Here is an 18,486-nt window from a genome sequence, read left to right on the forward strand (position 1 = left end):
AGAACGAACGAACGGGGAACGCCATGGGCATCACCAGGACCACTCGTAGGACGCAGGCCAAGATCGCCGTGTCCATCGGGGCCCTGGCCGCGGGCTCACTCATACTCACCGCCTGCAGCGGAAGCAGCGCCAGCGGCAGCGGCAGCAAGCGCGACGGTACCTACTACATCAAGGACGTCAACGGCACGTCCGACCTCGGCCAGTTGGTTGTCAAGGGCAACAGCGTCTCGCATCATGAGTACGACTGCGATGGTGTCTATGAGAAGCCGGACGTGACCAGCACCGGCGAGTTCAACAAGGATCAGTCCCAGATCATCTGGACGGTCGCTGGAGAGGACACCCGCAACGAGCGGACCGGCAGCGAGCCCATCTCGACCAGTGACACCTCGATCAGCATCAGCGGTAGCGTGTATGTACGTGACAACTCCGATGCCGGCAAGGCTCTGCTGGACGGCTTCAAGGTCAAGTGCGGGAAGTGACGCCGACTTCCCACTCGGCCGGCCGAGCAGGGCAGAACCCCGTGGGCATCGCGTCCGCGGGGTTCTGTTTCTCCTCGGCTGGTCAAGCCTCTGACGCCTACTCCTGAAGCTGCTGCGCCCGGCACTCCTCGATCGTCTCCGGCGGCCAGCCAAGCGTCGGGTGGCCGCTGGCATCCATGTCCCGACGTACGTGCAGGGCAAACGTTGGCTGATGCAGCACTAGGAGCTGCCCAATCGATCACGGCCGTCTAGGGCCTGGTCCGCGATTCTGCAGCCGAGGCGTTCGAGGAACTCCTGGATGCCGTCTGCGGCAACCTCGAAGTCGGCGTGCCAGGAGGCCGTCGTCGACTTCCAGACCCGTCCGGTCCCTGCCACGGCGAACAGGTGGCCGCCACCGTCGCTGGCGAACACGAGTGCAGGCCCGTCTCCGGCGACCTGGATGGAGCCGTACTCGCGGAAGTGATCGGCAGCCGTCGCCGGCGAGTGGATGAAGTGGCCGTGGTCGACGTCGGGCAGAGAGATGTCGCGGATCACGGAGTACAGCGTGATCAGATCGGACGGAGCGAAAGGGAAGGTGAGGTCCACGAGGGCAGACGTTGCCTCGTTGCTCTCGTCTGTGGTCAGCGTGATGACGTTCTCACCGGGTGGGAAGCCGTGCCGAGCCTCGAACGACTGCATCAGCCTCCCGAGCTCTGGTTCAGTCTGGTCGCACCAGGTCCGGACCCACTCCCAGTCGAGCCACTCGCGCGTCACAACTGCCGCCTTCCACGCCTTCAAGAAACCCGGCACTACCGAGTGGCTCAGACGTTAGCGGGGGCGCGGCCCCACAAGCATCCGGGCAGCTGTTACAGATTTCTCTACCTCATCAAGGGCACCCGCCGCGCACGGCGCGGCGCGCGCGGCCCGTCGCCCGGGCCTGCGCTCCTGTCTGCGCCCCGCTCCAGCCCGGCCGCCGGCCGCACGCCTACGGCTCGGGTTGATGGGCAGACGAAGCAGGACTTCAAGCACGGCAACCGCCACATGGCATGCGTAGCCACGAGCGCCGCCGACTGCGGCCAAGACGGGCGACCAAAGACGGCTAGCAGCGAGGGGAGGGATGGCCTCTTCCGCCACGGTGACTGGCTACCGGACCTGAGTGGGGCAGGGCACCGTACCCCCGCCGTCGCGGATGACGAGTGCGTGAGGCGACCGCACCACCGGGAAGGGGCGGGCGGGGAGCAGCTGCTGCCGCGATGTGGCGAAGGCCGGTGTGGTCGCTCCGCGTCGGTACCCGTTTCACTGTGGCTGATGCGCGTGTCGTTCAGCCGTCCTCAGGCAGCTCGTTGGTCGCCAACCTCAGTGACCGTAGACGTGCCCGCGCACCAGGGGGTCGTTCTCCAGAATGAAGTCCGAGACCTTCCAGAATTCGCTCAACTTCGGATGTTGCAGAGCGGCTTCCCGATCGAGTTTGAGGCCGAAGAGAGGTCCGTCCGGGTTAGCGAGGCCGGCGGTCACCAGGGTGGAGGCGGGCGTGGACTGTCCCGCTACTGGGCCCACTCGGCAGGCGAACGCAACATGATCTGTCCACTCGTCAGGGCTCACACCCCACGTACCAAAGATCACGTCTATCCATGCGTCGTGGTCTCGGTCGGTGTGGTGATAGCAGTTTGCGAAGTAGACGGCGTACGGGCTTCCGTCCGCGTAGATGTAGTCCCAGGCCCGCTCAATGGGGGCTTCGCAGCAGTCGCACGTGAACTCGCGTGTTTGGCGGTCCGGGCCGAAAGTCAGCAGCATGCCGGACATCATGCTTGACGTCCTGATCGGCCGAAACGGCAGGTCGCCATCAGGCGCAGCTCTGGAGACCACAGCATCGTCGCCGTGCCCCGTACGTGCCCGATCGAACAGGGAAGCACGGGGAACGCCGGGAGGCCACGGTCAAGGGGAACGGGGACGGCCCCTGACCGTCTTGGCTGGTCAAGGGCCGTTCACCTGCGGTGGGTGTGGGATTTGAACCCACGGTGACATCGCTGCCACGACGGTTTTCAAGACCGTTCCTCCTGTGCGCTGTGACTGCTTACGATCTGGCCATGTCACATGCCGACGAGGACCTCCTGAAGCAGAGGGTCGACTCCCTACAGAACAACGTCCGTGGCCTGATGCTCGGTTTCGAGCGGCTGCTGAAGGTCGCTGACCTGTTGGTGGAGACAACGCCCGACGACGTGAAGCCGAGGGCCAAGGAGCTGATGCATCTCGCCAGGCGGGCCTACGCACTGAGCAAGACAGAAGAGGAGTTCGCTGAGGAGCGCCGGCTCAAGCAGGCGAACAAGCAGTGAGTGTCTAACTGCGTGACAACGCCGACGAACAGCGGCGGACAAGCGCGAACGTATGCGGACCGTCAATGCAGGTGAGGAGCCTCCCACCCCAAGGGAGAGCTCCCACCCGAGTTGCTTCGGGATGAAGGGGTCCGGAGTTCAAGGCTCGTAAAGCGAGCATGCTTAACGCTCGCTTTACGAGTCCGACGCTCTTGCGGTCAGGCCAGTGCAGGCATGAAGCCGCCACGCGCGGTTCCTGAGGACAGCAGGGCGGACCAGTCGAGTGCCTCAGGCAGGCGGTCCAAAGACAGAACGACTGCTCCGCCGGCCTGCTCGGCATCCGCGCACCAATCGCCCATGCCGCTCGATGCCGTGTCGACTTCGGCTCCGCCGACCACTGGCGCAGCGAGAGCGGGGACGACGAGCCCGTGGTCCCCAGGTCCGTCTACGACACACAGTGTGAGTCGGGGAACGATGTTCCAGCCCTCGCACAAGGGCACCGCTCCGTCCGACGCGGTCAGGAGCGGCAGGGCATCATGAACAGGCGCGTCAGCCAGCAGGAGCACGGGCGTTCCACCACGGACGAACAGAGTGTTCTCAGGGTTCAGCAGCACGGGACCACTCTCGCAGGCCAGGGCGTCTGGGCAGCAAAGGGGATGTCGAGGCGGCCAACGAGCACGCATCGGCCACGGTCATCGAACCATTGCCTGACATCCATCGTTGACATCAACAACCTCAGACATCGGCGTACCTCCTGGACAGCGGGCATACGGTGCGCGGTAGTAGAACGTTGGGTTCACAGAAGCTGGAACGAACTCCTAAAGCGGGTGTCGCAGGTTCGAATCCTGCCGGGGGCACAAGAAGAGGGGTCGGCTCAGGGGGACATTCCCCCGACGCCGGCCCTTTCTCGTGGTCACCGTCGTGCCGTCGCACGCAGGAGCGTGACTTGGACGCGCCCGTCCTAGTGCTGGGCGGAGCCGCAGCTTGCCAGGTCCTGGTCGCCCGCCCGCTCTGACTGTTCGACTCCACCGTCTCGTGCTCCGCGCCGAAGACCACGTTCCATCCCGTCGCCATCATGCGGACCAGCGGTACGAGCCGCGGTTTCTCCCCCACCGGAGGCGTGTGGGGGGGGAGGTACAGACGACGGTCGTCATCCCCGGCGACAGCGCGGCGCCATGGCAGAACCGGTCATCCGCCGTCTCCCAAACGAAAAGGGCCCCCTGTTCGACTCGGCGGCGACCAGCATCCCCGGCTCCGCCGGGAGTTGGCGCCGACGGCGACAGCGCGCATCTGGTCGGCCGCCATGGCGGCGGCGCTGTCGGTGCGCGACGACTCGCCGCCGGAAGGGTCGGGAGCCGCGGTCGCAGTCCTGCTCTCACGGTGTGCCGTCGGCACCGGTGACCGCTCTGGGCTCGCCGGCGCGGCACAGGATGTGGCCGACAGCACCGCTGCGCATCCCGCCACCAGCTGGAGTGCCACTCTTCGCATCACTTACCGCCCCCCTGGCTCCACAGACCGCCGTGACACGGTGCGAGGCACCACGTGTCACTCCCGGTTCCTCCCTGTGGCATCCCCGCCAACAGCGGGGAAACGCCGGCGGGCCCGCCCGTGTCGTCTCAGTACGATGAACCGCCCCACAGGGCAGGACGGATCGGCGGGAGGGGCGGCGGCGGAGTGACGAAGGACGAGCGGGAGGGGCAGGACGCGGCTCCCCGGCGGCGCGGTCAGGGTGAGCTCGAGGCGCAGGTGCTGGCCGTCCTGCGGCAGGCGTCCGGCGCCCGTACCGCCGGGTGGGTGCAGGAACGGCTCGGAGGCGGGCTCGCCTACACGACCGTCATCACCATCCTCACCCGCCTCCGCGCCAAGGGCGCCGTGAGCAGGGAGCGGTCCGGCCGGTCCTTCGAGTGGACGGCCGTCGCGGACGAGGCCGGGCTCGCCGCCCTGCGGATGCGCAAGGTCCTGGACGCCGAGGCCGACCGCGAGGCGGTCCTCGCCAGCTTCGTCACGGGCCTCTCCCCCCACGACGAGCGCCTGCTGCGGGACCTGCTGGCCCAGGAGCCCGGCGAGGCGGAAGGGTGACCGCATGGGCGTCTTCGTCCTCCTGCCGCTGGTCCTGCCCCTGACGGCGTGGCCGGTCGCCCGCCTCGCCGCGCACCACCTCCATCCCCGGATGGCCACCTGGCTGCTCACCGGCCTCTCGGCCGTGCTCGCGGTGTGCAGCACCTTGTCCCTGGCCCTGCTGATGGTCGTCGGCACCGCCCAACTGCCCGGCAACCCCCTGCCGGACGCCTGGTCCGACCCCGAGGTCCGCGCGGCCGTCCCCTACGACGAGATCGCGGGCAGACTCGCCGTCCCCGCCCTGGTCCTCGTCGTCGCCTCCTGCGCCAGGGCGGCGTGGCGGCACCACCGTGTCCGCCGCCGCGCCGGCCGGGCCCTGGCCGGCCTGCCCGCCACTTCGGTCGTCGTCCTGTCCGACCCGAGCCCCTACGCGTACGCCCTCCCGGGCCGCAAGGACCGCGTCGTGGTCACGACCGCGATGCTCGCCACGCTGACCGGTCCCGAACGCCGCGCCCTGTTCGCCCACGAACGCGCCCACCTGCACGCACGGCACCACCGGTTCCTACTGACCGTGCAGCTCGCCGCCCGCGCCAACCCGTTCCTGCGGCCCCTGCGTACCGCCGTCGGCTACACCACCGAGCGCTGGGCCGACGAGGACGCCGCCACCCGGATCCGCAGCCGCCGCACCGTGGCCCGGGCCGTCGGCAAGGCCGCGCTGCTCTCCCGCGGCGCGCCCTCCGTGACCCTCGCGGGCTTCGCCTCGGCCGGACCCGTGCCGCGCCGCGTCGCGTCGCTCCTCGCCCCCGCTCCCGCCACCCGCCCCTGGCCGTCCGTGTTCACCACCGCGGGCCTCGCCACGTGGGGGGCGGCGGCCGGTACGACGGTCTCCGCGCTCTCCTCGGCGAACTCGGCCGTGACCCTGTTCCTGATCCTGAAGGCCGCGACCCCGCTCTGAGCGGGTCGAGGTGCCGACGGCCTGGGACGAGAACAAGAAGCCGGTCCGGTACGAGGCCGGCCGGTGCAACTGCCGGCAGTACGTCGGACCGCAGCCGTTGTCCCAGGTGTACGCGGAAGAACTGACGGACCTGGCTTGACCGGCAGGGTGACGTTGCCGTTCGTGGACGAACACAGCTCCGGGGCCGGCACCCAGCCTCAGCGCAGCTCTTCCGGGCAGGGTGTGCCGCGCGACAGTTTGTAGGGGGCGGCGAGGCGGTAGACGCCCGCCTTCGGGGCGACGAGTTCCGTCCATTCGTCGCCGTCGGTGTCCGCCTCGGCCTTGAAGAGGCAGCCCTTCTCGTTGGCGAAGACCTTGGGGATCTCGGTCTCCGACTCCTCGCGGGCCAGCTTCGACGCCTCCGTCTCCTGCGGCGCTTCGATCTTGCCGCCGTTCTCGTCCATGAGGGCGAGCCACGGGGAGTACGGGACGCGGATGAGGACCCGGCCGGGGCTGTCGACCCGGATCACGACCTCGTTCTCCTCCGCGCTCTGCACCTGGGCGGGCGGGTCCGCGAGCGGGGTCGGGTTCTCGACCTCGTACAGCCGCCAGTTCTCGTCCGACCAGACCTGGTTCAGGTACGGCAGGCCCTCGCGGACCAGCTCCGCCTCCTGCTCGGCGCCCGAGTCGGGGGCGCCGGTGGGCAGGACCACGTAGTGGACGGCCCAGCGGTCGAGCCACTCCTCGTAGTTCACCGCGTTGAGGGTGTCGTCGTAGAAGAGCGGGTTGCGCTCCATGTCGGCCTGCCGGTTCCAGCCGCGCGCCAGGTTGATGTACGGGCTGAGCGCGGAGGACTCGCGGTGGCTGGACGCCGGCACGACCTCGACCCGCGCCTTGCCCGCGTCCCGCACCTGGAGCTGGTTGACGAGCGGCGCGAGCTCGCGCGCCCAGGACGCGTCCGGGGCGGTGCGGATGACGTCGTCGACGCCCTTGAAGCCGATCCAGAAGTTCAGTCCCGCGACGGCGAGCAGCAGCGCGTACCAGCGGCGTGAGCGCGGCGCGGTGTACGGCAGGGCCGCGAGCAGCACGACGCCCGCGAAGAGCATCGGCAGGCGGGAGATGTTCGAGCCGATCTGGGAGTCGATCAGCCAGGTCAGGAGCGTGCCGATGGTGTAGACGGCGGCGGCCGTGCGGACCGTACGCCAGTCCTTCGGGACGAGGACGAAGGTCAGTACCCCGAAGAGCAGCGGGAGTGCCGTCGAGGCGAAGGCCATCGGCTGCGTGCCGGAGAAGGGGAAGAGCCAGGAGGAGAGCGCGACGACGGCCACCGGGGCGAGACCGAGGGCGTACGCGCCGGGGCGCCGCTTGTTGAGGAAGAGCGCCGCCGCGGCGACCCCGAGGAACAGTCCGGCGACCGGGCTGCACGCCGTCGCCAGACCGGCCAGCGGGGCGGCGACCGCGGCCTTGGCCCAGCGTCTGTAGCGCCAGCGGTGCGGCCAGCAGAAGACGGCGGCGACCGCGCCGAGCGCGAACATCATGCCGAGGCCGAAGGTCACCCGGCCCGAGAGCGCGTTGCAGAGGAACGCGAAGACGCCTGCGATCGAGCAGACCATCGGGTTGCGGACCGCGCGCACCCGCACCAGGATCAGCGCGGTCAGACCGGCCGACAGTGTCCCCGCGACCATCATCGTGCTGCGGACGCCGAGCACCGACATCAGGTAGGGCGAGACCACGCTGTACGAGACGGGGTGCATCCCGCCGTACCAGGCCAGGTTGTACGCGGAGTCCGGGTGCCGTCCGACGAACTCGGCCCAGGCGTCCTGCGCGGCCAGGTCCCCGCCGCTGTTCGCGAAGAGGAAGAACCACAGGACGTGTGTGAGGGCGGCGAGCCCGGTGGCCACCATGACCGTGTACCGGCGCTTGCGCCGCGGCGCGGGAGCGGAGGCGGGTCGTGCCGGGGCCGGGGCCGGGGCCGGGGCGGGCCGCTGCGTCGGGAGCACTATTCGCGAGGGCGAAGTGGGGCCGGTATCCGTGAGCGGCGAGCTGTCGCCGGCGTCCTTGTCGTCACGAGCGTCACGAGCGTCACGAGCGTCATGAGCATCACGGTAGACGTCGGGGTCGGAGTCCGCGCGGTCGGCGCGTGTCGGCTCGGCGGTGGTCACTGCGGCCCTTTCCCGTGCTGCTGCCCGTCTCGCTTCTCGCTTCTCGCGTGGGTCACGCGTGCGTCTCGTCCCCCGGAGACGCTAACAGCCGGGCGTCCCGGAGATCCGGGGCGCCCGGCCGAGCGGGTGGCCTCTCAGCCCAGGCGGGTCAGCTTCTTGTCGAAGCCGGGCTCCACCAGGTCCGCCTGGAGGGCGACCGGGGAGCTGACCTTGCCGGTGCCGGTGCCGATCGACACCTGGCCGACGATGTCGCCCGCCTTTGCGGAGTGCGGGACGGCCTTGCCGCCGTCCGTGAGCTCCAGCTTCACCTGGAGGCCCGGCCAGCCGACCGCCTTGAGCTCCTTGGTGGCCACGACCGGGGTCTGGCCGCCCAGGCCGTCGTCCACGTAGCCGAGGACCTGGCCCTTCTTGACCACGGCCGCCGAGGTGACGTCCTTCTGGGCCTGCTGGATCAGCTTGAGGCTGTTGTCGATGGCGAGCTGCAGCTTGTCGATGAGCAGCTTGGCGTCCTTGGCCCCCATGACGATGCCGAGGATGCGGCGGTTCTGGCCGTCGACGACGGTGTTCGCCGCCCAGAGCAGGTTGCCGCCGGCCGGGGTGGAGGAGCCGGTCTTGATGCCGTTGACACCCGGTTCGAGGAGGATGTTGTTGTTGTTCTCGATCCGGCCGGGGATGCCGTCGACCGTCACGTTCGGCATGTTCACGATCTCGCGGAACACGTCGTACTGCATGACCGCCTTCGCCAGCTTCAGCTGGTCCTGCGGGGTCGACATCGTGCTGTCGAGCAGACCGGACGGGTCCGTGTACGTGGACTGGGTCATGCCCAGCTCCTTCGCGGCGGCGTTCATCTTCTCGACGAACGCGGCCTCCGAACCGGCGTCCCAGCGCGCGAGCAGCCGGGCCACGTTGTTCGCGGAGGGGATCATCAGGAGCTCCAGGAGCTCCTTCTCCGTGTAGGTCTGGCCCTCCTGGACCGGCGCCGTCGACTCCGACGCGTGCTTCCCCTGGTCGGCGGCCTTCTTGTCGATCGTGATCTCGGGACCCTGCTGCTTCCCCTTGATCGGGTGGTCGCGGAGGATCACGTACGCCGTCATCGTCTTGGTCACGGACGCGATCGGAGCCGGCTTCTGCGCTCCGTACTCACCCATGGAACCGACGCCCTCGACCTCGACGGTGCCCTGCCCCTCGGTGGGCCACGGCATCTTCAGCTCGCCGCCCTCGAAGGTGAACGTCGGCGCGGCCGACAGGGTCAGCTCGGGCGGGGGCAGCGGGCGGACCATCTGCACGATCGCAAAGACGATCAGGAGCAGCAGGACCAGCGGGGTCCAGATCCGCACCCGGCGCAGGGTCGTCCGCATCGGGCTCGCCGGCGGGGGCGGCGTGTTCGTCAGCTCCGCGAGAAGGTCGAGCGGGGGCAGCGGCGGCAGCGGCTGCTGCCGTGTCCGCTCCGGCTCGGCGAGCGCCGCCGGCGGCGGTACGGGGGCGGCCGCCTTGGGCGCGGCCCTCTCGGGCGCGGCCGCCTCGGGAGCGGCCTGGGAGCCCGGCGCCGGGGCCGCGGGGGCCTTGGCGGCCTCCTGCGCCGCCTTCTCGGCCTCCCGGGCCTTCTCGGCCTTCTGCTCGGCGGGGATGTCGGCGCGCAGCGCGCGGAAGACGCTGGTGCGCTCGCTGTCGGAGTCCGCGGTCAGCGCGGACGGGAGCTTCAGGGCGGTCGTCGGCTGGTCCACGACGGGCGGCCGGACCATCTTGAACATGGTCGTCGGCTGGTCGACGGGCTTCTCGTCCTCCGAGGAGTCGGAGGACGCCGGGGAGTCGGAGGAGTCGCTGGACTCGGAGGAGTCGCTGGACCCGGAGGAGTCGCTGGACCCGGACGGCTCGGAGGAACCGCTCGACTCGCTGGACGCGCTGGACCCACTGGACTCACTGGACGCGGAGGAGGAGTCCGAGGGCTCCGCCGGCTCCTCGTCGGCGGACGGCTTCCGCGCGGCGAACCAGGACGCGGCGGGCGCCTTGTCCTCGACGGCGTCGACCGGTTCCTCGTCCGTCTCGTCGTCGGACGTCTCGTCGGCGGACTCGTCGTCCGCCTCCTCGGGCCCGCCCTGGGACCCGTCCTCGGGCCCGCCCTCGGGCTCGTCGTCCGGCTCGTCCTGCGGCTCGTCCTCGGCCTCGGAGTCGTCGACCTCGGTCTCGTCCTCCGGCTCGTCCTCGCCGTCGTCCTCCGGCTCGTCCTCGGCCTCCGGCCCGTCGGCCGCGACCTGCTCCTCGACCTCGGGCTCCTCGACCTCGGGCTCCTCCGCCGTCGCGACCCAGGCCGCCACGGCCGCCTTCAGCCGATCGCCCTCCGACTCAGGCTCGGTTTCCGCACCCGACTTCGCCGCCGACTCCGCCTCAGCCGTCACCGACGGCTCGTCGTCCTCCGGCGTGCGCGGGGCCAGTGTCTTGAACACGGCCGTCGGCTGATCGACCTGAACCGCCGAGGCCGGCGCGGCGTCTGACTCACGGAGCACGGAAAGCCGAGGATCCCGGCCGCCGCCGCCCGAGGCCGTCGTCTCCTGAGACGACCCCTGCTGCTCCGCCTTGTCGGGGGACTCGCCCGCCACCGTGCCTCCTCCATGCGTCATGCATACGTCCGAACCGTCTACCAGTGTCCTGTGTGAACCCCTTGGCTCCCGTGCTAGACGAGAACGACATACCTACTGGTTCCCGGATGAACCACCCAGGCACTCTCGACAGATGAATGTGAGAGGGGTCACCCTGTCATTCATCCACGCGGGGAGGCATGGATGGGCAGGAGCCGCAGAACTATTCCGGAAGAGCTTCTGCTGCTCGCTCTGGACCCGACCACGGGTACCACAGCGCAGCCGCAGTCGCTCGACCTCGGTCTGGCCGGAGCACAGCTAGTGGAGCTGGCTCTGGCAGGCCGGATAGCCCCTGACGGGGATCGTATCGCCGTGGTGATGCCACGGCCGACCGGAGATCCGACCTTGGACTCCGCGCTGGAACTGCTGCGCAGGCGCGGCAGCCCGGTTCGGGCCGTCCACTGGATCGGCGGACCCCGCCTGGGGCTCCGTCAGACGTATCTCTCGCATCTGGAGCGATGCGGCATGGTGCATGCCGTGGAGGGCCAGATGTGCGGGGTGTTGCCGACGACTCGCTACCAGGCGACGGACACGGCGATCAGTCGGGAGATCCGTACCCGGCTGGACAGTGCGATCCGCACCGGCGTACCGCCGGACCCGCGGACCGCGGCGCTTGCCGCGCTGGCCCACGCGGTCGGTCTCGGGAAGCACCTCTACCCCGGTAACGAAGGACGGTCGTCGCGGTCCCGGCTGCGCGACCTGATCCGGCACGACCCGATGGGCGGACTCGTGGCGCACGCCGTGATGGACGTCCAGAACGGGGCGGCGGCGCAGCCGCGCCGGAGCGCCGCGGGCGTCCCGGCGCAGCCTCGCGGCAGCATGGCCCGCGTGGCCGCGCACTGACACGGGCGCGACCTGCGACAAGGGCACCAAGAACCATCCGGGAGCCGCACAGCTGTGCGGGACGGTCTGGACGACCGTCCCGCACATGTGCGTTGTCCTGGTTTCCCAGCGCGCACCCGGCCATTGGTGGCAGTCTGCCAAGCGGTAGATACTCACAGCTACGCAGCAGACAGCCGGAGGTGCAGTTTCCGTGGCGTCCAACGTCAACCCCACCGTCAGGCGACGCCGATTGGGCCAGGAGCTGCGCAAGCTCCGCGAGGCGAAGAACATGACGGCCGAGCAGGTCGCCGAGCGCCTTCTCGTCTCCCAGTCCAAGATCAGCCGACTGGAGAACGGCCGCCGCTCCATCAGCCAGCGTGACGTCCGGGACCTGTGCGGTGTGTACGAGGTCGAGGATCACCGGATCGTCGACTCGCTGATGCAGATGGCCAAGGACTCCCGCCAGCAGGGCTGGTGGCACGCCTTCGGCGACATCCCGTACAGCGTCTACATCGGCCTGGAGACGGACGCGGCTTCCCTGCGCGTGTACGAGTCGCTCATCGTTCCCGGCCTCTTGCAGACGCGCGAGTACGCGCAGGCGGTGATCGAGGGGATGTGGCCGGAGGCCACGCCCAGTGAGATCGACAAGCGCATCCAGATCCGGTTGAAGCGCCAGGACCGCCTCTCCGACGCGGTCAATCCGCTACGGTTCTGGGCCGTCATCGACGAGGCCCTGCTGCGCCGTGTCGTCGGCAATCCGGAGATCATGGTCGATCAGCTCAGGCACCTCGCCCAGTTGAGCGAGAAGCCACATGTCACCCTCCAGGTACTGCCGTACGGCGTCGGCGCCCATCCCGGCATGTACGGGAAGTTCGCCATTCTGGAGTTCCAGGAGGCTATGGACGCCAGCGTCGTCTACCTGGAGGGCGTCACCAGCGACCTGTACCTGGAGAAGGCCAACGACGTCCAGAGCTACGCGGTGATGTACGAACACCTCAGGGCCAAGGCGCTGAGCGCCGAGGCCTCACGGGAGTTCATCCTGAACGTGGCCCAGGAACTGCAACCGAAATAGCAGGAGTTCGGTGGGAGCCAGGCACGATACACGGCCCGAACGCCGGCGCAAAGATTTCAACGGAATATGCCATCCGGATGGGTGAACGCGTTCCACCAGCCCAGATGTTGCGGCGTAGCTTCAGGACAGAGCCGCTGCCGCAGCGGCTAGAAGACGCATCACCTCACCCCACTGGCACAACCATCGGAGTCACGATGCTGTTTCGGCACGACGCGCTGGCGGAATGGACCAAGTCCTCGTACTCGGCTGTCAACGGCGACTGCGTAGAAGTCAAGGCGCCAGGGCACCACCTGGTCCTCGTCCGGGACTCGAAGGACATCGCCCGCCCGGGCCTCGGCTTTTCGGCCGAGACCTGGTCGGCGTTCCTCTTCGACGTCACCGGCGTGACCGAAGTCGGCCGCCCTGGCGCCTGACGAACACGTCGCACCGCACCAAACCGCACCCGCGGGAAAGCCCTCTCGACTGGATCGCCGTCACGGCCGAGGGGGCTCGCTGCGTTCCAAGGGCCCGCAGCCCCACCTGTACCCGTCGCCCCTATACGAGAAGGGCTCGCGTCCTGACCGTGACCGGGTCCGTCGGTCCCAGTACCCGCTCGCACAGCGGCAGATTCTCCCGTGCCAGGGCCCGCGCCTCGGTCGTCTCGCCCGCCGCCGCCAGGGTCTCTGCAAGGCCGGTGCGGTTCGTCAGGAGGTACGGGTGCTCCCGCCCGAGGGACCGCTCCTGCCCGAGGACGACCCGGCGCCCGAGCGAGACGGACTCCTCCAGCTGTCCGAGGTCGCCGAGAATCCAGCTCAGCAGTACGGCAGCAGAGAGGGCGTACGCATGGTCGTTCCCGTGCACGAGCTCACGCTCCGCGAGCGCCTTGCGGGCCTCCCCCTCCGCCTCCGCCGTCCGTCCGAAACGGTGGAGGCCGTACGCGTAGTTGTGGCGGGCCGTTACCGTGGTGAAGGCATCATCCTCGCCCAAGTGCTCCTCGCACGCGGCGATGATCTCCGGCCCCACACGGCTGAACTCGTCGACGGCGTCAGTGACCGCGAGGTACTCGATGAGAAGGGCGCGCGCGTGCAGCGTGTCCCGGTGGTGTTCGCCGAGGACCCGCGCGCGGATCTCGGCCGTTTCACGCAGAACGGCCATGCATTCCTCGACCCGCTGCAGCTGGCCGAGCGGTTCGTGAATGTCCTGCAGGCTCTCCAGCGTCTCTAGGTGCTCCGGTCCCAGCACCCGTGCCCGGGCGTCCAGCGCCCTTCGGAACAGAGCTTCCGACTCCTCGAAGCGCCCAAGCCGGAACAGCACCTTGGCCGCGCGGTGCTGCGCCCGAAGCAGCGCCGGATCGTCGGCCTCCAGCCACCGCCCGGCCGTTTCCACTGCTGCCTGCGCCAGGAACAGCGCGGCCTGGAAGTCACCGACGTCGAAGAGGCTCGCGGCGAGGCACGTACCGAGCTCCACCACCGGGCCGGCGCTTCCGGCGTCGCAGACGCGTGCGAGCAGGCCAGCGGCGTGGGGCACCAGATGGTCCACCGGACGTGCTTCCCGCATCCGGGCGGCGCGTTCCGGGGCGGCGCGGTGGAGGAGCTCCGCAGCAGCCGTTACAAGCAGGGCCCGCTGGTCGTCGGGAGCAGCGGCGGCGACACTGTCGAGGACCACACCGTGTGTCTTGACGCACCGCACCACGTCCCCGCCGACGTCGAGGGTCACGAGCGAGACGAGTGAATGGTCGAGGAGCCCCCGGAGGGCCGCCTCGACGCGCGCCCCGGTGAGCGGTGGATGGAGAGCACTTAGTTCGGTCGCGTTCACGGCCTCGGGGCGGATCAGGGACAGCGGCACCGGGTCAGAACTCCAGCACGACAGCAGCCGCAGGAGCGAGGCGCATTCGGGGACGCCGTCGTCCGCGAGGGCAGCCAGCGAGATCTCCCAGGTGCGGCCCACCAACTGCCGGGCGTTTCGCCCCGAATTCCCCGGGCCGGCCCCCCGGTCGATCAACTCCATCGGGTTGTCGTCCAGATGGCGGCGGTAGTCGCTCATGGACCAGCTCTCCAGAAGTTGTCGCGACAGGAAGGACCCGGCCAGCGTCAGCGCGAGAGGAAGGCAGTCGAGTCTGCGCGCCACCGTCTCCGCGTCCTCGGCCGATCCTGCCTCAGGAGCGAGGTCGCGCAGCACCAACGCGGCGTCTTCCACCGGCAGTACGCCCAAAGGATGAAGCAGCGCTCCCTGCCATACCGGGGAGCCGGCCTGCCGGGTGGTGACGAGGACCGTGCCTCGCGGACTCTGCCGCAGCCAGCCGCCCTCCCCCAGCGCCGTGGGGTCGTCCGCGTTGTCGAGGACGAGGAGCCACGGCTCTGGGGAGGAGTGGAGGTAGTTCCAGACCAGATCGGCCGAGGCGCGCCGCCCTTCGTAGGCCGCGGCCAGTTCACCGGCCTCCGCGCCGCGGTCCGCGGCGACGGCCAGCATGCCCGCTCGAAGGGTCGAGCGTTCGGAGGCGTTGACCCAGAGGCCTATGCGTCCGCCCTCGCGGGTTACCTCATTGAACACGGCATGGGTCAACGCCGTCTTGCCGCAGCCGCCGAGCCCGTGGACGACGTGCACTCCCCCGGTCTCGTCCCGGGCCGCCGTAACAAGCCTTGGCATGAGCTCCAGACGGTCTCGCAGTACCTTCGGGGTGTGTCCCACGAGCGGGTTGCGCACCGAGTCCGGTATGCCCGGGACCGCGCCGAAGGCGCCCTGGGACACCTGGACGACGGTTCGCCCCAGCGACGGGACGAAGAGGGACGGAGCACCGTCCGCCGGGTAGTGGTGGTGATGCTCCGTCACGTACTGATCGCCCTGGGCCTGGTAGACGCGGCCCTGGCCGGACGCCCTGCCCTGCACCACCGGCTCGGGGTGCCCCTCCGTTCCGCTCACCGTTCGGTGATGTGCTGGTCTCGACCGGCCTGGTAGACGCGGCCGCTGCCGGACGCCTCGGCCCTCATGTGCACCGTCCCGGCGACGGTGTCCTGGGGCTCGGGGGCGAGTTCGGCAAGGACGCGGCGCAGCTCTGTGGCGATCTCGGGCTGCTCGCGGAGGAGGCGGCGCACGCGGCCCACCCATTCCTCACGCAGTTCCTGCTCGGTCAGGTCGTCCCCGTTCTCCCTGGCCGTCAGCAAGTCATCGCGGGCCGCCTCGAGTTCCCCCTCGACACCGTCGGCCCGGGACGGGCTGACCCGACGCCACAGCGCCACGACCCCGTCCCGTGTCCGCTCCCAGGCGTCCGTGGCCATGAGCGTGACCACGGCCGTGCCCGCGGCCCGTGCCAGTTCCACCATCTCTGCTTCCATCAATGCCCCCATGTTCCGCCGGTAGGACGGCAGTCGCTCCGGACGAACATCCACCATAGGCGCGGGGCCTTTTACTGTCAGGCCGAGGCCTCCCTGCGGGCACGGGAGCGGGCCGCGCGGTTCACCGCAGCTCGTCCACGTAGCGGTCGGTCCCCGGCACCGTCGGGATGAACGGGGCCACCAGTTCCACCCGGGCTCCCCCGGCCCCGTCCAGGGACTCCAGGTCCGCGAAGTGCTCCGTCCAGCACGCGCGCGGGTCCTCCTCCAGGAACCACAGCAGGGTCAGCCGGTTGTCGACGCCCTCGACCTGCTTCACGTACGTCATGCGGTCGCCGGGGAGCGGGGTCGGCCGGAAGGCCGTCACCATCGCCGCCGGTGAGCCGGTGAGCCGCCGGGGCAGCTCCCGGGTCCGCAGCCGGTCGAGCAGCGCGTCCCGTTCCTCGGGGCCCTCGGTGTCGACGACCTGGAGGATCAGCCCGGCGTAGGGGTGGTCGAGGGCGTGGAAGTCGCGCGGGCCGGCCGCGCCGTCGCGGTAGACGGTCGCCGCGTGGTCCTGGAACGCGGTGAAGACGTGGGTCCGCTCGTGGTGGACGCGGGAGTCCCGGTTGAGCCGCTTGTTGATGCCGACGGTCCACTTCATGTGCTCGTCGTAGCGGCCCTCGGTGATCCAGTACGTGGAGAGGTAGCAGCCGGCGGTGACGGGCCGGGTGACGGCGGACTTCTCGGGGACGCGGAGCTCCTGGAGCTCGCGGGTGGCGACCCAGCGCCGGCCGGCGTACATCCAGGGCATGGCCATGGCGCCCGCGTAGTAATGATCGTCTTCATACCATCTGTGGTACGCGAGCTCGTGCCCAGCGTGCGGTTCGACCATAGTGATCAAGGCGTGTCCGACCTTCACACCGTACGGCCCGACTGACGCCAACTCGGCGTACATCTCCAGGTGATGCTCCTCGCGCCCGTCCACTTCCATCCACCCTCCCACGACAGAGTTCGACTGAACACACCTGACGGTATGTCAGGTCGTGGCGCATGGGAACGCTCGCGCGAGCGATCCCCATGCGGGCGGCCGCCACCCATTGCGCCTGCAGCAGCACCATTGGTAACTGGATTCAGGGTGCAATCCGCCGCCACCTGGAGGAACCGTGGATACCTCTGACGCCACCGACACAACCGAGCTCGACACGTCATGGGACGGAGTGGTGATCCCCGAGCTCAGAGGACCTCGACGAGGACGGGATTCCTTCCCCGCGCGGCACCAAGTGGGCACACCCCACCGTGAAGGCGATCCTCACCAACCCTCGCTACTGCGGCTTCGTCTCCTACCAGGGGAAGCATCGGAGCGAGATCCGGCGGCAGCGGGACGGCTGGGGGCGCGTCCTGCTCGGCGAAGACGGGCTACCCGTCCTGGGCCGGTGGGAGCCGGTCATCTCGAAGAAGATGTGGTCCGATACCCAACTTGAGCTGGATCGCCGAAGGCTACTCGACGAGCGGCGCGACATCCTGCGCAATCCCCAGGGGGGCCAACCACCGCAAGGTGAGCCGACGCGCGGATCTGCTCCTGGAGACTGCGTGAAGGGCTTGAGGCCCGACGACTACGACCAAGCCCTCGCCTCGATGAACGCCGAACTCGACCGACTGGAGGGCGAGCTGTCGGAGCACAGCGCGCACGCCCGGCGTCGCCGGGCACGAGACCACGGAAGTGAATGGGCGAACCGGAGGATTGGAACAGCGCCGCGCTCTGGTGGGGGAGATCTTCAGCGCCATCCATGTGATGCCGTCGGGCAAGGGGCGCGCTCCGTTCAACCCCGACCACATCAAACCGCAGTACCTGCGTTGACCGACGCGGCCGGACACCTTCCCCCCTCTACGCATCCCTCCTATTCTGACGCAGCGTCAGAACTTCATTCCCGTTCCAGGAGGCACCCGCATGCTGCTCCACGGAAAGACGGTCGTCGTGTCGGGGGTCGGTGCCGGGCTCGGGCACCGGATCGCGGAGACGGTGGTACGGGACGGGGGCAACGCCGTGCTCGGCGCCCGCACCGAGGCCAATCTCGCCAAGTCCGCCGCCGAGATCGACCCGGAGGGGCGCCGCACCGCGTACCGGGTCACCGACATCACCGACGAGGAGCAGTGCGGGGCCCTCGCCGCGCTCGCCGTCGAGCGCTTCGGCGGGATCGACGCGGTCGTCCACGTCGCCGCCTGGGACTCCTACTTCGGCGGCCTGGAGGACGCGGACTTCGCGACCTGGCAGGGGGTCCTGGACGTGAACCTGCTCGGCACGCTGCGGATGACCCGGGCCTGCCTGCCGGCGCTGAAGGAGCGCGGGGGTTCGGTGGTCCTGATCGGGACGCAGTCGGCGGTGGCGGCGCCCACACAGGTGCGGCAGGCGGCGTACGCGGCCTCGAAGGGCGCGCTGACCTCGGCCATGTACTCGCTCGCGCACGAGCTGGGACCGCACCGGATCCGGGTCAACACCGTGCTGCCGGGCTGGATGTGGGGACCGCCGGTCCAGGCGTACGTCCAGTTCGCCGCGCACACCGAGGGGGTGCCGGAGGCCGAGGTCCTGGCCCGGCTCACCGAGCGGATGGCGCTGCCGGAGCTCGCGACGGACGGGGACGTGGCGGAGGCCGCGGCCTTCCTCGCCTCGGACCGGGCGCGGGCGATCACGGGGCAGTCGCTGCTGGTCAACGCGGGGGAGCTGATGCGCTGAGCCCCTCTCCC

The 18,486-nt window shown here is 69.6% G+C and carries 17 protein-coding genes, 1 tRNA gene and 1 pseudogene; 10 read left to right on the forward strand and 9 right to left on the reverse strand.

Annotated features, from left to right (window positions below; all coding sequences use genetic code 11):
- The first annotated feature begins 23 nt into the window (after window positions 1-23).
- Entirely contained in the window at window positions 24-479 is a 456-nt protein-coding gene (locus ACN9M0_RS14970; RefSeq protein WP_426403743.1) for a hypothetical protein, read from the forward strand.
- A gap of 219 nt (window positions 480-698) precedes the next feature.
- Here the strand turns inward: ACN9M0_RS14970 and ACN9M0_RS14975 are convergent, their stop codons facing one another.
- The 3 genes from ACN9M0_RS14975 to ACN9M0_RS14985 form a co-directional block, all read right to left on the reverse strand.
- Window positions 699-1,232 carry a hypothetical protein gene (locus ACN9M0_RS14975; RefSeq protein ID WP_399698563.1) on the reverse strand — a complete coding sequence of 178 codons (534 nt, stop codon included), beginning with the start codon at window positions 1,230-1,232 and terminating at the stop codon, window positions 699-701.
- A 582-nt stretch (window positions 1,233-1,814) separates the two neighbouring features.
- Complete coding sequence (locus ACN9M0_RS14980) at window positions 1,815-2,252, reverse strand: hypothetical protein (protein ID WP_426403744.1); 438 nt, start codon at window positions 2,250-2,252, stop codon at window positions 1,815-1,817.
- Between the two features lie 198 nt (window positions 2,253-2,450).
- A tRNA-Ser gene (locus ACN9M0_RS14985) sits at window positions 2,451-2,567 on the reverse strand.
- Here ACN9M0_RS14985 and ACN9M0_RS14990 point away from each other — a divergent pair.
- Entirely contained in the window at window positions 2,546-2,791 is a 246-nt protein-coding gene (locus tag ACN9M0_RS14990) for a hypothetical protein (RefSeq protein ID WP_366038445.1), read from the forward strand. The genes ACN9M0_RS14985 and ACN9M0_RS14990 overlap by 22 nt on opposite strands.
- Before the next feature lie 197 nt (window positions 2,792-2,988).
- Here ACN9M0_RS14990 and ACN9M0_RS14995 read toward each other — a convergent pair whose 3' ends face one another.
- The gene (locus ACN9M0_RS14995; RefSeq protein ID WP_366038444.1) at window positions 2,989-3,384 is read right to left on the reverse strand and encodes a hypothetical protein; all 396 of its coding nucleotides are present in this window, start codon (window positions 3,382-3,384) and stop codon (window positions 2,989-2,991) included.
- A 1,060-nt stretch (window positions 3,385-4,444) separates the two neighbouring features.
- On the opposite strand from ACN9M0_RS14995, the gene ACN9M0_RS15000 reads away from it, so the two are divergent.
- The 3 genes from ACN9M0_RS15000 to ACN9M0_RS15010 are packed head-to-tail and all read left to right on the forward strand — an operon-like array spanning window position 4,445 to window position 5,922.
- Complete coding sequence (locus tag ACN9M0_RS15000) at window positions 4,445-4,849, forward strand: BlaI/MecI/CopY family transcriptional regulator (RefSeq protein ID WP_366038443.1); 405 nt, start codon at window positions 4,445-4,447, stop codon at window positions 4,847-4,849.
- 4 nt (window positions 4,850-4,853) lie between these two features.
- Window positions 4,854-5,783, forward strand: a complete 930-nt coding sequence (locus ACN9M0_RS15005; RefSeq protein ID WP_426403745.1) for a M56 family metallopeptidase — start codon at window positions 4,854-4,856, stop codon at window positions 5,781-5,783.
- Between the two features lie 10 nt (window positions 5,784-5,793).
- A complete protein-coding gene (locus ACN9M0_RS15010) occupies window positions 5,794-5,922 on the forward strand; it encodes a hypothetical protein (protein ID WP_426403746.1) in 129 nt (42 codons plus the stop codon).
- A gap of 58 nt (window positions 5,923-5,980) precedes the next feature.
- Here the strand turns inward: ACN9M0_RS15010 and ACN9M0_RS15015 are convergent, their stop codons facing one another.
- Window positions 5,981-7,666, reverse strand: coding sequence for an MFS transporter (locus ACN9M0_RS15015; RefSeq protein WP_426403747.1), 1,686 nt, complete (start codon window positions 7,664-7,666; stop codon window positions 5,981-5,983).
- A gap of 392 nt (window positions 7,667-8,058) precedes the next feature.
- Window positions 8,059-10,542 carry a serine hydrolase gene (locus tag ACN9M0_RS15020; RefSeq protein WP_426403748.1) on the reverse strand — a complete coding sequence of 828 codons (2,484 nt, stop codon included), beginning with the start codon at window positions 10,540-10,542 and terminating at the stop codon, window positions 8,059-8,061.
- Between the two features lie 162 nt (window positions 10,543-10,704).
- Here ACN9M0_RS15020 and ACN9M0_RS15025 point away from each other — a divergent pair, with 162 nt between their 5' ends.
- The 3 genes from ACN9M0_RS15025 (at window position 10,705) to ACN9M0_RS15035 (ending at window position 12,867) form a co-directional block, all read left to right on the forward strand.
- A complete protein-coding gene (locus ACN9M0_RS15025) occupies window positions 10,705-11,403 on the forward strand; it encodes a GOLPH3/VPS74 family protein (RefSeq protein WP_366038438.1) in 699 nt (232 codons plus the stop codon).
- A gap of 190 nt (window positions 11,404-11,593) precedes the next feature.
- The gene (locus ACN9M0_RS15030; protein WP_426403749.1) at window positions 11,594-12,454 is read left to right on the forward strand and encodes a helix-turn-helix domain-containing protein; all 861 of its coding nucleotides are present in this window, start codon (window positions 11,594-11,596) and stop codon (window positions 12,452-12,454) included.
- 194 nt (window positions 12,455-12,648) lie between these two features.
- Window positions 12,649-12,867, forward strand: coding sequence for a DUF397 domain-containing protein (locus ACN9M0_RS15035; RefSeq protein WP_426403750.1), 219 nt, complete (start codon window positions 12,649-12,651; stop codon window positions 12,865-12,867).
- A 121-nt stretch (window positions 12,868-12,988) separates the two neighbouring features.
- On the opposite strand, the gene ACN9M0_RS15040 is transcribed toward ACN9M0_RS15035, so the two are convergent.
- From ACN9M0_RS15040 to ACN9M0_RS15050, 3 genes are all read right to left on the reverse strand, one after another.
- Window positions 12,989-15,352, reverse strand: coding sequence for a tetratricopeptide repeat protein (locus ACN9M0_RS15040; protein ID WP_426403751.1), 2,364 nt, complete (start codon window positions 15,350-15,352; stop codon window positions 12,989-12,991).
- Window positions 15,349-15,753 (reverse strand): hypothetical protein, encoded by a 405-nt coding sequence (locus ACN9M0_RS15045; RefSeq protein WP_426403752.1) that lies wholly within the window; start codon window positions 15,751-15,753, stop codon window positions 15,349-15,351. Before ACN9M0_RS15045 ends, ACN9M0_RS15040 begins: the two co-directional genes overlap by 4 nt.
- 133 nt (window positions 15,754-15,886) lie before the next feature.
- Complete coding sequence (locus tag ACN9M0_RS15050) at window positions 15,887-16,735, reverse strand: hypothetical protein (protein ID WP_426403753.1); 849 nt, start codon at window positions 16,733-16,735, stop codon at window positions 15,887-15,889.
- A 260-nt stretch (window positions 16,736-16,995) separates the two neighbouring features.
- Here ACN9M0_RS15050 and ACN9M0_RS15055 point away from each other — a divergent pair.
- Both ACN9M0_RS15055 and ACN9M0_RS15060 read left to right on the forward strand, forming a co-directional pair.
- A pseudogene (locus ACN9M0_RS15055) lies at window positions 16,996-17,226 on the forward strand (recombinase family protein); the annotation flags it as partial.
- Window positions 17,227-17,692: 466 nt separating this feature from the next.
- Window positions 17,693-18,475: an SDR family oxidoreductase gene (locus tag ACN9M0_RS15060; protein ID WP_426403754.1), complete on the forward strand. Its 783-nt coding sequence runs from the start codon at window positions 17,693-17,695 to the stop codon at window positions 18,473-18,475.
- Window positions 18,476-18,486: the final 11 nt, after the last annotated feature.

The sequence above is a fragment of the Streptomyces sp. R-07 genome (genome assembly GCF_049913175.1).
Lineage (GTDB): Bacteria > Actinomycetota > Actinomycetes > Streptomycetales > Streptomycetaceae > Streptomyces.